Origin of the sequence: Puerhibacterium puerhi (assembly GCF_009846865.1) — a bacterium.
GTDB classification, from domain to species: Bacteria; Actinomycetota; Actinomycetes; order Actinomycetales; family Cellulomonadaceae; genus Puerhibacterium; species Puerhibacterium puerhi.
Map to the genome: position 1 here is coordinate 1 of NZ_WUWN01000063.1, position 12,485 is coordinate 12,485.

The following is a 12,485-nucleotide window of genomic DNA, read 5'->3' on the forward strand; positions in this document are numbered from 1 at the left end:
GGCGCCTCCCGCGCGGAGGGCGCCCGCGCGGGTGCCCCCGGACCGGACCGTGGGGCCGGCGGCGGGGCACGGCCGGGGCCCGCGGCCCTGCGGACGCCGCGGGGCGCGGCGCGCCTGGCCGCCGCGGCGCTGGTCAGCGCCTCCGCCGTCCTGCTGTTCGCCGTGCACGTGCGGCCGGTGGCGTACGTGCCGCTGGTGGCGGGCGTGCTGCTCGGCCTCGCCGTCGACCGGGCGCTGGGCAAGGACCTCGGGCTCGTCGGCGCCGGCCTGGCGATCATCTCGGCGATCTCGCTGGAGGCGGACCTGTCCGACGCCGGCATGCTGCGCTTCGCCGTCGCGCTCGGCGGGGCCGTGGCCGTGCCGTGGGCGCTGTCGCGCTGGGTGGTCCACCGGCGCGAGGGCGGCGCGATCCGCTTCCCCGTGCGCACGGGCCGACGCTGGTCGCGCGGGCAGTGGGTCTACCTCGGCGTCGTGGTGGTGGTCGGCTACCTGGTGCTGCCCTGGTACTTCCTCGGCTCCGGCGCCTACCTCAACTGGCCGGACCTGGCCGGGACGCAGGAGATCGTCCGGCTGTTCGTCGGCGTCAACGCCGTGGGCATCTGGGACGAGCTGTTCTTCGTCTGCGTGTGCTTCGCCCTGCTGTGCCGGCACTTCCCCGTGCAGGTGGCCAACGTGCTGCAGGCGGCGATCTTCGTGTCGTTCCTATGGGAGCTGGGCTACCGCGAGTGGGGGCCGTGGCTGACGGTGCCGTTCGCGCTGGTGCAGGGCTGGATCTTCGCCCGGTTCACGTCGCTGAGCTACGTGGTCACGGTGCACCTGCTGTTCGACGCCGTGGTGTTCGCCGTGCTGGTGCACGGCCACCACCCGGAGCTGTTCGACGTCTTCGTCACCGCGCCGTAGGCGCGCAGCCAGCACCGCGCCGTAGGCGCGCAGCCAGTACCGCGCCGCGTCAGTCGCCGAACGCCTCGGCGATGCCGCGCAGCCTCTCCACGTAGGCGGCGCGCTCCTGCGCCTCCCAGCCCGGCATGTTGTCGTTGCGGCGGCTCAGCCCGACGGCGCCGTCGGCGCCCTCGCGCAGGATGTCGGCGTGCCCGGCGTGCCGCTGCACGTCGGCGAGCACGTGCGCGAGCACCGCGCCCAGCGTCGTCTGCCGCCGGTCCTCGCCCCACCACGGCACCGTCCCGGGCGCGTCGAGGGGCAGCTCGGCGATCGTCGCGTCGGCGAACGCCCAGACCCGCCGGTACAGGCCGAGCACGTGCTCCGCGGACTCCTCGGGCGTGGCGTACCAGTCGGCCTGCGGGTCCGCGTCGGGGGCGTCGGACGTCCACGCCGCCAGCCACGGGACCTCGGACGCGTCCGGCCACGGGCGGCCGAACGTGAGGCCGAAGTAGCCGATCTCCACGCTCGCGCAGTGCTTGACCAGCCCCAGCAGGTTGGTGCCGGTGGGGGTGCGGGGCAGGCGCAGCGCCCGCTCGCCCAGGCCCTCGGTCTTCCACACGATCGCGTCGCGGCCGTGCTGCAGCTGCCGGTGCAGCACCGCCTTCATGTCCTCGGGGTCCCGTGCCCTCGGGCGTCGTCGCCATGGGGGCCACCGTGCCCGACGGCGCCCGTCCTGCCAAGGGCCCGCCCCGGGAGAGACGACGAGCGTCCCGGTCCGTCGTCGTCGGTGCGGTGGACGACGACGGACCGGGACGCTCGCGAGCCCGGCGCCGCGGCGCGGCGGGGCTCAGGCCGGGAGGGCCCGGCTCAGCTCACGTCGCCGCGCCAGGCGCCGGTCTCGGTGCCGCGCTTCTCGATGAACGCCTTGAAGCGCTCGAGGTCGCCCTCCACGCGGCGCTCGTCGAGGTTGAGGGCCTCGCCCGCCTTCTCCACGACGCCCTCGGGCGACCAGTCGATCTGCACGGTGACGCGCGTCTGGGTGTCGCTGAGCTTGTGGAACGTCACCACGCCCGCGTGGTCGGTGCCGGACGTGCTGTTCCACGCGACCCGCTCGTCGGGGTGCTGCTCGGTGATCTCGGCGTCGAACTCGCGCGTCACGCCGCCGATGCTGGTCTTCCAGTGCGTGTGCGTGGGGTCGAGCTGGCGGATCTCCTCCACGCCCTCCATGAAGTGGGGGAAGTCCTCGAACTGCGTCCACTGGTCGTACGCGGTGCGCACGGGGACGTCGACGTCGATCGCCTTGGTGACGTTGGCCATGGATCGCTCCTCTCGCTGGAGCCTCCACGGTCGCCCGGCCCGGGCCCGCTCGCAGGTCGAGGGCGCGCGACGCCCGGCGCCGCCGCCCAGCGCGCGTCAGCGCCGCCGGTCGAGGAGGGCCGGGATCGCGACCGCGACCAGGGTGAGCCCCGCGCCCACGTAGGTGGCGGCCGACGGCGGGGTCGCGCCGGGGGAGAGGACGTCGAGCAGCAGCGCCCCGACCACCTGGCCCGCGATCATGCCGAGCCCGAGCAGCAGCACGCCGACCCGGTGCACGATCGCCGCCGACATGGCGATGAAGGCGATGCCGATCAGGCCGCCGGTGTACAGCAGCGGGTTGGTGGGGAAGGCGCCCGTGGGTGCGCCCTGCACGAGCACCGAGACGCCCAGGGCCACGGCCAGGGCCGCGGTGCCGACGAGAAAGTTGACGAACGTGGCGGCGACGACCCCGCCCGACGCCGCCCGGACCCGGCCGTTGACGGCCTGCTGCCACGCCGACCCGGCGCCGGCCAGCAGCGGCAGCACGGCCAGCGCGAGGGCACCGGCCGAGCCGATGCCGGCGGACATCGCGATCGCGACCGCCACCACGGTGAGCGCCGGGCCGACCGCGCGCGGCAGGGTGACGAGGCGGACGCCGCCGGGCGCCAGCCCGATGCGGTCGACCACCACCGAGCTCACGGACTGCCCGGCCACGATGGCCACGATGAAGACGGCGACGCCCAGCGTGCCGACCGTCAGCCCCTGGGTGGCCACGAGGAACGCGCCGGCCAGGCCGCCCACGCACTCCCACCAGCGCAGGCGTCCCGCCCGCAGGGACGTCACGACGCCGGACAGCCCCGTGCGGGCGCGCCGCGAGACCAGCAGGGCGAGCGTCAGGAGCACCAGACCGGAGCCGAAGGAGACGAACGCGGCGAGGAACCCGCTGCCGAGGTGGTCGGCGAGCGTGCCGTTGACCCGGCTCTGCAGCGCGACCCCGAACCCGGCGACCACCGCGAGCACGACGCCGAGGACCTTCAGCGGGTCGCGGGCGGGGAGGGCGTCGGAGGGGCGGGGCGTGGGGGCTGCCATGGCGGCGAGTGTAGGCGCGCTGGAGGCCGGAGGTTGCCCCGGGCAACGGACGGCCCGCCCGCTTTCCGGCCGGCCTGGCGACCCGGCACCGGACGGCTTCGTGATCGAATCGATATCTTCCGCCCGCAGGGTCCCTCGGACGGCATTTCACCTGCGATTTCACCGTTCCACGCGGTGGTCCTCCGGCGAGGAATCCGGTCGCCACGCCGGAGATGGCTCGGGGTGACTGTTGACCGGGGGTAATGTCGGCGGGCGGAAACGTAGGTTTTGTTAACCGTGCGTTAAGGGTCCCCGATGCCCCGGCGCGGTGGCGAGCGTGCGGTCCGTCGTGTCCCAGGGCGCCACCGCCGGAGCTCCACCGGTGGGTCGCCCGCAGTTCGGGTCCTGGACCCCTGACGAGCACAGAGGAAGACCATGCGTCTCGTGCGTCTCGCCCTCACCCCGCCGCGGTGCGTCAGCGCTGCCGTGGCCCGGCCGGCCGGTGACCGTCCCGTCGCCGCGTGCGGGGGCAGGCCCGCCTGATGGTCCGCTTCCTCGTGCGCCGGCTCGCGAACTACGTGGTGCTGCTGTTCGTCGCCGTGTCGTTCACCTACTTCGTCGCCTCGTACTTCATGGACCCGCGGTCCAACTACCTGTCGCGCCACCCGATCCCGCCCAAGGCGTCGATCGACCTGTCGCTGACGGCCGCGAACATCAACGACGAGGACCCGCTGCTCGGCCGCTACTGGCGGTGGCTGACGAACATCGTCCTGCACTGGAACTGGGGCCTGAGCCCTGACCAGGACCCCGTCGGCGCGGCCGTCTCCGGCCGCATCGGCGCCTCCCTGCAGCTCGTCACGCTGGCCACGATCCTGTCGATCGTCGTCGGCGTCGCCATCGGCGTCTTCACCGCGATCCGGCAGTACAGGTGGCAGGACCGCGTGCTCGGTGGCCTGGCCACCTTCTTCCTGGTGATCCCCACGGCCGTGCTCGCGCTGTTCGTGGTGCTCGGCGCGATCTGGATCAACAAGGGCCTCGGCTTCCGGCTGTTCTACGTGACCGGCCTGCACAGCTACGAGGGCTCGCAGTTCGGGCCCTGGCTCCTGGACTTCCTGCAGCACCTCGTGCTGCCCACGATCGTGCTGACCATCATCAGCGCGGTGACGTACCACCTGACGCAGCGCACCTACCTGCTCGACACGATGAACGCCGACTACGTGCGCACGGCCCGCGCCAAGGGCCTGCCCCTGAACAAGGCGATCCGCAAGCACGCGCTGCGCACGTCGCTCATCCCCACGGCCGTCAACGTGGCGTTCTCCATCGCGTCGGTCTTCACCGGCGCCGTCATCACGGAGTCGGTGTTCGCCATCAACGGCCTGGGCCGGTACTTCGTCACCACCATCCAGCAGAACGACATCAACGGCGCCGTGTGCATCGCCGCGTTCGCGGGCGCCTGCACGCTGGCGGGCGCCCTGCTCGCCGACGTCGTCGTGGCCTGGCTCGACCCGCGCGTCCGGCTGAGCTGAGAGGACCGAGACCATGGCTGATCCCGAGCTCTCCGTCACCACCGCCCAGATGGGCAAGGACCTCGCGCACGACGTCGGCTCGACGGGCGAGCAGGTCCGCCGCACCGGCCGCCTCGCGCTGTACACGCGGCGGTTCCTGCGTCGCCCGTCCGCGGTCGCCGGGGTCGTCGTGCTGGCGCTGCTCGTGCTGTTCGCGCTCTTCGGCGACTCGCTGACCAGGTGGGGCTACGACGAGCCCGACTTCCTGTCGCTGGCCTCGCCGCCGAGCGGCGAGCACCTGTTCGGCACCACCCAGGGCGGCTCCGACGTCTTCGCGCTCGTGGTCCGCGGCCTCGGCCGCTCGCTGATGATCGGCATCCTGTCGTCGCTGGCGATCACGCTGGTGGCCGCCGTCGTCGGCACCGCCGTGGCGTTCTTCGAGGGCTGGGTCGAGAAGGTCGGCATGTGGATCCTCGACATGCTGCTGGTCATCCCCAGCTTCCTGCTCATCGCGATGATCGTCCGCTCGTCGTCCGGCACCAGCGGGTGGCTGTGGCTGACCCTCGGCATCACCGCGTTCGGCTGGGTCGGGTACGCCCGCGTGCTGCGCACGCTGACGCTGTCGCTGCGCGAGCTCGACTACGTGCACGCCGCCCGCTTCATGGGGGTGCGCTCGTTCACGATCATCTGGCGCCACCTCATCCCGAACCTCGGCTCGGTGCTGATCATCCAGACCGTGCTCGGCGTCGTCACGGCGGTGAACTCCGAGACCGCGCTGTCGTTCCTCGGCCTGGGCATCAAGGCGCCCGACACGTCGCTCGGCACCATCCTCCAGATGGGCCAGGGCGTCGTGCAGACCTCGCCCTGGGTGCTCCTGGCCCCCGCCGTCGCGCTGATCCTGCTGACGCTCTCGGTGCAGCTCATCGGCGACGGCCTCCGCGACGCCATCGACCCGCACTCGCGCTCCGGCGGGAAGGCCTGACATGACCGACCAGATCCTCACCACCACCGGCGACCACCCGGACGGCACCCCGCCCGAGGGCCTCGTGCTGCCGGCCGGCGCCGGCCGCCTCACCCCGGCCACCGAGCCGGTGCTCAGCGTGCGCGACCTGCACGTCTCGTTCGCCTCCGAGGCCGGCACGGTCCGCGCCGTGCGCGGCGTGAGCTTCGACCTGCTGCCCGCGCGCACGCTCGGGATCGTGGGCGAGTCCGGCTCCGGCAAGTCCGTGACGTCGCTGTCGATCATGGGCCTGCTCGACCAGAACGCCCGCGTCGAGGGCTCGATCCGGCTCAAGGGCACGGAGCTGCTCGGCAAGACCGAGCTGGAGATGTCGAAGCACCGCGGCAACGACATGGCGATGGTGTTCCAGGACCCGCTGTCGGCCCTGACGCCGGTGTTCTCGATCGGCGACCAGCTGGCCGAGGCCCTCGACCTGCACCAGGACCTCACGCGCAAGCAGGTGCGCGACCGTTCCGTCGAGCTGCTCGACCTGGTCGGCATCCCGAACCCGGCCGAGCGCCTCAAGTCGTTCCCGCACCAGTTCTCCGGCGGCATGCGCCAGCGGGTGATGATCGCGATCGCGATCGCCAACGACCCCGACGTGATCATCGCCGACGAGCCCACCACCGCCCTGGACGTGACCATCCAGGCGCAGGTGCTCGAGGTGCTCAAGAAGGCGCAGCGCGAGACCGGCGCGGCCGTCGTGATGATCACCCACGACCTCGGCGTGGTCGCCGGCGTCGCCGACGACGTGCTGGTGATGTACGCGGGGCGTCCCGTGGAGCAGGCGCCGGTGGACGAGCTGTTCGCCCGCCCGGCGATGCCGTACACGATGGGCCTGCTCGGCGCGGTGCCGCGGCCGGACCGCGGCGAGAACCGCCGCCTGGTGCCGATCCAGGGCAACCCGCCGTCGCTCGTCGACCTGCCCGTGGGGTGCCCGTTCGCCGACCGCTGCCCGCTGGTGGAGGACCGCTGCCGCACGGCCGAGCCGCCGCTCGCGCCGGTCCCGGGCCGCGTCGACCAGCGCGCCGCGTGCGTGCGCGTCGACGAGATCGTCGCCGAGGGGCTGACCTTCGAGGACGTCTACCCGGTCGGCGAGGCGGCGGAGTCCGGCCTCGACGGCGTGCCCCGCGAGGAGCGCGAGGTCGTGCTGGAGGTGACCGACCTCAAGAAGCACTTCCCGCTCACCAAGGGCGGCTTCCTGCGCCGCCGCGCGGGCACCGTCAAGGCCGTCGACGGCGTGACGTTCGACGTCCGCGCCGGTGAGACGCTGGCGCTCGTGGGGGAGTCCGGGTCGGGCAAGACGACGACGTTGCTCGAGATCATGCGGCTCCAGGCGCCGCAGGGCGGCACCGTCGCCGTGCTGGGCAAGAACCTCGCCGAGCTGGCCCGCCCCGAGCGCGCCGCCCTGCGCCGCGAGCTGCAGATCGTCTTCCAGGACCCGCAGTCCTCGATGGACCCGCGCCTGCCCGTCTACGACATCCTCGCCGAGCCGCTCAAGGTGCACGGCTGGTCGAGGGCGAGGACCAACGAGCGCATCAGCGAGCTGATGCGGCTGGTGGGGCTCAACCCGGACCACGTGGACCGGTTCCCCACGCAGTTCTCGGGCGGCCAGCGCCAGCGCATCGCCATCGCGCGCGCGCTGGCGGTCGGGCCGCGCCTCGTGGTGCTCGACGAGCCCGTCTCGGCCCTCGACGTGTCGATCCAGGCGGGCGTCATCAACCTGCTGGAGGACCTGCAGGCGCAGCTGGGCGTCGCCTTCCTCTTCGTCGCGCACGACCTGTCGGTGATCCGGCACATCTCCTCGCGCACTGCGGTGATGTACCTGGGCCAGGTCGTCGAGCAGGGCGACACCGAGGCGGTGTTCACCGCGCCGCGCCACCCGTACACGCAGGCGCTGCTGTCCGCCGTCCCGCTGCCCGACCCGCAGCTGGAGCGGCAGCGGCGGCGCGTGGTGCTGCAGGGCGACCTGCCCAGCCCGGCGCAGGAGATCGTCGGCTGCCGGTTCGCCAGCCGCTGCCCGGTGCGCGCGGCGCTGCCGGCCGACAGGCGCACGCTGTGCGACACCGTGCAGCCGGGCCTGGCCACCGGTGCCGTGCCCGGCACGGACCACGGCGCCGCGTGCCACTACCCGCTGACGTCGTCGGCGGCCGAAGACGTGCGGGTCCCCTCCCGCGCCTGACCCCTCGTGGGTCGCGCGACCCCCTCGGGGTCGCACCACCGTCAGGAACCTCTCGAGGAGACCAATGAAGACCATCCGCACCACGGGGGCCCGCGCGGCCGTCGTCGTGTCGGCCCTGGCGCTCGCGCTGACGGCGTGCAGCTCCGGCGGCTCGTCCGACGACACCTCCGCGTCCGCCAGCACCGACTACGAGCAGCCGGCGTCCGGCATCCCGTCCTCGTACGAGGGCACGCTGCCGATGCCCGACCCGGCCCAGGCGTACGACAACCCGCAGGAGCGGGACAACGTCAAGGACGGCGGCACGCTGACCCTGCCGATCGGCGAGGTCACGGCCAACTGGAACCAGTTCTCGACCGACGGCAACACCGCCTACATGGCCGACCTGTGGCAGTTCTACCAGCCGCAGCTGTGGACCTACGACGTGGCCGGGACGCCGACGCCGAACCCCGACTACCTCACGAACGTCGAGGTGACGTCCGAGGACCCGCTGGTGGTCACGTACGACATCAACCCCGACGCCAAGTGGAACGACGGCACGGACATCGACTGGACCGCGTTCGAGGCCACCTGGTACACGCAGTCGGGCAAGAACGAGGGCTTCAACCCGCCCTCGACCTCCGGCTACGACTCGGTCGCCTCGGTCGAGCAGGGCGACAGCCCGAAGCAGGCGGTCGTCACGTTCGAGACGCCGTTCTACCCGTACCAGTTCCTGTTCCTGCAGCTGGAGCACCCGAAGAACAAGGACCCCGAGTTCTTCACCCAGGGCTGGGTCAACGAGCCGCACAACGAGCTGGCCGCCGGCCCGTTCGTGGTCGAGTCGCACGACGAGACCCAGGTGACGTTCGTCCCCAACGAGAACTGGTGGGGCGACGCGCCGAAGCTGGAGAAGGTCGTCTTCAAGCAGATGGAGCCGACGGCCCAGATCAACGCCTTCCAGAACGGCGAGATCGACGCGGTCGAGGTCACCACGGCTGACAACGTCAAGATCGTCCGCGCCATGGACGATGTCGAGATCCGTCGTCAGTACGCCACCCAGACCGGCGTGTTCGAGCTCAACGGCCAGGCCGAGGCGCTCAAGGACATCAACGTCCGCAAGGCGGTCGTCCAGGCCACCGACGTCAAGCAGCTCTCGGACATCAAGTTCCAGGGCATCGACTGGACCGAGGAGGAGGCCGGCTCCGAGCTGCTCTTCCCGTTCCAGGACGGCTACGAGGACAACATGCCCGAGGAGGCGGCGTACTCGGTCGAGAACGCCAAGGCCACCCTCGAGGAGGCCGGCTTCACGCTCGGCGACGACGGCTACTACGCCAAGGACGGCAAGACCCTCGAGATCCGCTACACCTACTTCGGCGACAACGCGACGCAGACGGCGATCGCCAACGCCTTCCAGGCGATGCAGAAGCAGGCCGGCATCAAGGTCGAGATCGATAACCAGGACGCCTCGAAGTTCTCGGACGTCATCCTCGGCGGCCAGTACGACGTCGTGATCATGGCGTGGTCGTCGTCCGACCCGTACAGCTACTCCACCTCGGGCTCGCAGCTGTACAGCCAGGTCTACCCGCCGGAGGGCTCGAACTTCACGTTCGTGGGCTCCGACGAGATCGACGAGCTCATGAAGGTCCCGGGCACCATCGAGGACATCGACGAGGCCATCGCCGCGGCGAACAAGGCCGAGAAGGTCGCCCTCGAGCTGTACGGCACCGTCCCGCTGAACTACGGCCCGGAGCAGTGGGCCGTGAAGCAGGGCCTGGCCAACTGGGGCCCCTCGGGCTTCAAGCGCCTCAACTTCAACGCCGAGGACATCGGCTGGCAGAGCTGACGCGCTGAGCCGGGCTCACGCACGCACGACGGCGGCCCGTCACCCCTCGGGGTGGCGGGCCGCCGTCGCGCTCGCCCGGGTCTCGACAGCTCCCGGACGCCCGGCCGCGTGGCACAGATCACGCAAAAGCGTCACACCGCCTAGGCTGGAGGGTGCGGCAGGCCGACGACGTCCGCGCCGCGTGCACCTCAGTTCCCCGTGGCAAGGAGGCCCCCGTGCGCTCGCCCGAGCTCGTCGAGACGGTCCGGACCGACCCGGACCGCCCACCCGTCGCCGTCTACGACCGCCGCCCGATGACGGGCCGCAAGAAGGCGCTCTTCGCCGCGATCGCGCTGGTCACCGCCGTCGCCTGGGCGCTGGTGGCGTTCGTGCGCGGCGAGGACGTCAACGCGGCGTACTTCGTGGTCGCCGCCGTGGGCACGTACGTCATCGGGTACCGGTTCTACGCCCGGCTGATCGAGTACAGGGTGGTGCGCCCGGACGACACCCGGGCGACCCCGGCCGAGCAGCACGAGAACGGCCGGGACTTCGCACCCACCGACCGGCGGGTGCTGTTCGGCCACCACTTCGCCGCCATCGCGGGCGCCGGCCCGCTGGTCGGGCCGGTCCTGGCCGCCCAGATGGGCTACCTGCCGGGCGCGATCTGGATCATCGTCGGCGGCGTGCTCGCCGGCGCCGTCCAGGACTACCTGGTGCTGTGGCTGTCCACCCGCCGCCGCGGCCGCTCGCTCGGGCAGATGATCCGCGACGAGATGGGCACCGTCGGCGGCGTGGCCGGCCTGATCGGCGTCTTCGTCATCATGATCATCATCATCGCCGTGCTGGCGCTGGTGGTCGTCAACGCCCTGGCCGAGTCGCCGTGGGGCGTGTTCTCGGTGGGGATGACCATCCCCATCGCCCTGTTCATGGGCGTCTACCTGCGCTACCTGCGGCCCGGCCGCGTGGTCGAGGTCTCGGTCATCGGCGTCGTGCTGCTCGTGCTGGCCATCGTGGCCGGCGGCTGGGTGGCCGAGACGTCGTGGGGCGCCGCCGCCTTCACGCTCGACAAGGTCACCATCGCTTGGCTCGTGGTGGGCTACGGCTTCCTCGCCTCGGTGCTGCCGGTGTGGCTGCTGCTCGCCCCGCGCGACTACCTGTCGACGTTCATGAAGGTGGGCACCATCGTGCTGCTCGCCGTCGGCGTGCTCGTCGCCGCCCCGGCCGTGCAGGCCCCGGCCGTGTCCGGCTTCGCCTCGCGCGGCGACGGCCCGGCGTTCGCCGGCAGCCTGTTCCCGTTCCTGTTCATCACCATCGCGTGCGGCGCGCTGTCCGGGTTCCACGCGCTGATCGCCTCGGGCACGACGCCGAAGCTCGTGGAGAAGGAGAGCCAGCTGCGGCTCATCGGCTACGGCGGCATGCTCACCGAGTCCTTCGTGGCGATCATGGCGCTGGTCACCGCCGTCTCGATCGACCAGCACCTGTACTTCACGCTCAACGCCCCGGCCACGCTGACCGGCGGGGAGCCCGGCACCGCGGCCGAGTACGTGAACTCCCTCGGCCTGGGCGGCACGCCGGTCACGCCGGAGGCGATCCAGGCCGCCGCCGACGGCGTGGGCGAGGAGTCGATCATCAGCCGCACGGGCGGCGCCCCGACGCTCGCGTTCGGCATGGCCGAGATCCTGCACTCGTTCCTCGGCGGGGAGGCGCTCAAGGCTTTCTGGTACCACTTCGCGATCATGTTCGAGGCGCTGTTCATCCTCACCACGGTGGACGCCGGCACCCGCGTCGCGCGGTTCATGCTCTCGGACACCCTGGGCAACGTGAAGGGGCTGGGCCGGTTCCGCGACCCGTCGTGGCGCGTGGGCGCGTGGCTGTGCTCCGTGGTGGTCGTGGGCCTGTGGGGCGCCATCCTGCTCATGGGCGTCACGGACCCGCTGGGCGGCATCAACACGCTGTTCCCGCTGTTCGGCATCGCCAACCAGCTGCTGGCCGCCATGGCGCTGTCGCTCGTCACCGTCGTCGTGGTGAAGAAGGGCTACCTGCGCTGGGCCTGGATCCCCGCCGTGCCGCTCGTGTGGGACCTCGCGGTGACCATGACGGCGTCGTGGCAGAAGATCTTCAGCCCCGTGCCGGCGATCGGGTACTGGGCCCAGCACCGCGCGTTCGTGGACGCCCGGGCCGCGGGGGAGACGTCGTTCGGCACGGCGGGCTCGCCCGAGGCGATGGACGCGGTCATCCGCAACACGTTCGTGCAGGGCACGCTGTCGATCGTGTTCGCCGTGCTGGTGCTCGTGGTGGCGCTCGCGGCCCTGTGGGTGATCGTCAGGGCGGTGCGCGCCGGCGGGCTGCCGACGACCGAGGAGCCCGCGGAGCCGTCGCAGCGGTTCGCGCCGCGCGGCCTGGTGACCACGGACGCCGAGAAGGCGGTGGCGGCCGAGTGGGCCGGCTGGGACGCCGAGCACGGCGCCCGGCGCCCGGCGGTCGGCACGGCGGCGCACTGACGCCGGGGCACGCGGGGACACGGGAGGGAGCGAGCAGATGACCACCGTCGTCGACCGGGTGCGGCGCGGCTGGCGCGCCGTCGCCTGGTACGTGGCCGGCGTGACCGGGGAGAGCGACTACCAGCGGTACGTCGCACACCTGCGCCGGCGCCACCCCGGTGCCCCCGTGCCGACCGTGGGGGAGTACTGGCGCGAGCGGTACGCCGCGCAGGACGCCGACCCGGGCGCGCGCTGCTGCTGACCCGGCGCGACGGCG

Annotated in this window: 10 protein-coding genes; 7 read left to right on the plus strand and 3 right to left on the minus strand. The window is 72.2% G+C overall.

Features of this window, described 5'->3' with window-relative positions; genetic code table 11:
• The first annotated feature begins 87 nt into the window (after positions 1-87).
• A complete protein-coding gene (locus tag GSF02_RS17470) occupies positions 88-900 on the plus strand; it encodes a CPBP family glutamic-type intramembrane protease (RefSeq protein ID WP_159798656.1) in 813 nt (270 codons plus the stop codon).
• A 49-nt stretch (positions 901-949) separates the two neighbouring features.
• On the opposite strand, the gene GSF02_RS17475 is transcribed toward GSF02_RS17470, so the two are convergent.
• From GSF02_RS17475 to GSF02_RS17485, 3 genes are all read right to left on the minus strand, one after another.
• A complete protein-coding gene (locus tag GSF02_RS17475) occupies positions 950-1,546 on the minus strand; it encodes a DinB family protein (protein ID WP_159798649.1) in 597 nt (198 codons plus the stop codon).
• Between the two features lie 200 nt (positions 1,547-1,746).
• On the minus strand, positions 1,747-2,196 hold the full coding sequence (locus GSF02_RS17480; protein ID WP_159798650.1) for an SRPBCC family protein: 450 nt from the start codon (positions 2,194-2,196) through the stop codon (positions 1,747-1,749).
• A 96-nt stretch (positions 2,197-2,292) separates the two neighbouring features.
• Complete coding sequence (locus GSF02_RS17485; protein ID WP_159798651.1) at positions 2,293-3,264, minus strand: DMT family transporter; 972 nt, start codon at positions 3,262-3,264, stop codon at positions 2,293-2,295.
• Between the two features lie 500 nt (positions 3,265-3,764).
• Here GSF02_RS17485 and GSF02_RS17490 point away from each other — a divergent pair, with 500 nt between their 5' ends.
• The 6 genes from GSF02_RS17490 (at position 3,765) to GSF02_RS17515 (ending at position 12,470) form a co-directional block, all read left to right on the plus strand.
• Entirely contained in the window at positions 3,765-4,769 is a 1,005-nt protein-coding gene (locus tag GSF02_RS17490; protein ID WP_235915665.1) for an ABC transporter permease, read from the plus strand.
• Between the two features lie 13 nt (positions 4,770-4,782).
• Positions 4,783-5,730 (plus strand): ABC transporter permease, encoded by a 948-nt coding sequence (locus tag GSF02_RS17495; RefSeq protein WP_235915666.1) that lies wholly within the window; start codon positions 4,783-4,785, stop codon positions 5,728-5,730.
• Position 5,731: 1 nt separating this feature from the next.
• Positions 5,732-7,930 carry an ABC transporter ATP-binding protein gene (locus GSF02_RS17500; protein ID WP_159798652.1) on the plus strand — a complete coding sequence of 733 codons (2,199 nt, stop codon included), beginning with the start codon at positions 5,732-5,734 and terminating at the stop codon, positions 7,928-7,930.
• A 64-nt stretch (positions 7,931-7,994) separates the two neighbouring features.
• A complete protein-coding gene (locus tag GSF02_RS17505; protein WP_159798653.1) occupies positions 7,995-9,749 on the plus strand; it encodes an ABC transporter family substrate-binding protein in 1,755 nt (584 codons plus the stop codon).
• A 215-nt stretch (positions 9,750-9,964) separates the two neighbouring features.
• Complete coding sequence (locus GSF02_RS17510) at positions 9,965-12,229, plus strand: carbon starvation CstA family protein (protein ID WP_159798654.1); 2,265 nt, start codon at positions 9,965-9,967, stop codon at positions 12,227-12,229.
• Positions 12,230-12,266: 37 nt separating this feature from the next.
• On the plus strand, positions 12,267-12,470 hold the full coding sequence (locus tag GSF02_RS17515) for a YbdD/YjiX family protein (RefSeq protein ID WP_159798655.1): 204 nt from the start codon (positions 12,267-12,269) through the stop codon (positions 12,468-12,470).
• The last annotated feature ends 15 nt before the right edge of the window (positions 12,471-12,485 follow it).

Excerpts from the sequence above, each read along its gene's own strand:
- GSF02_RS17485 (WP_159798651.1), bottom strand. The coding sequence starts at position 3,264 with ATGGCAGCCCCCACGCCCCGCCCCTCCGACGCCCTCCCCGCCCGCGAC.
- GSF02_RS17475 (WP_159798649.1), bottom strand. The coding sequence starts at position 1,546 with ATGAAGGCGGTGCTGCACCGGCAGCTGCAGCACGGCCGCGACGCGATC.
- GSF02_RS17495 (WP_235915666.1), top strand. The coding sequence starts at position 4,783 with ATGGCTGATCCCGAGCTCTCCGTCACCACCGCCCAGATGGGCAAGGAC.
- GSF02_RS17515 (WP_159798655.1), top strand. The coding sequence starts at position 12,267 with ATGACCACCGTCGTCGACCGGGTGCGGCGCGGCTGGCGCGCCGTCGCC.
- GSF02_RS17500 (WP_159798652.1), top strand. The coding sequence starts at position 5,732 with ATGACCGACCAGATCCTCACCACCACCGGCGACCACCCGGACGGCACC.
- GSF02_RS17480 (WP_159798650.1), bottom strand. The coding sequence starts at position 2,196 with ATGGCCAACGTCACCAAGGCGATCGACGTCGACGTCCCCGTGCGCACC.
- GSF02_RS17505 (WP_159798653.1), top strand. The coding sequence starts at position 7,995 with ATGAAGACCATCCGCACCACGGGGGCCCGCGCGGCCGTCGTCGTGTCG.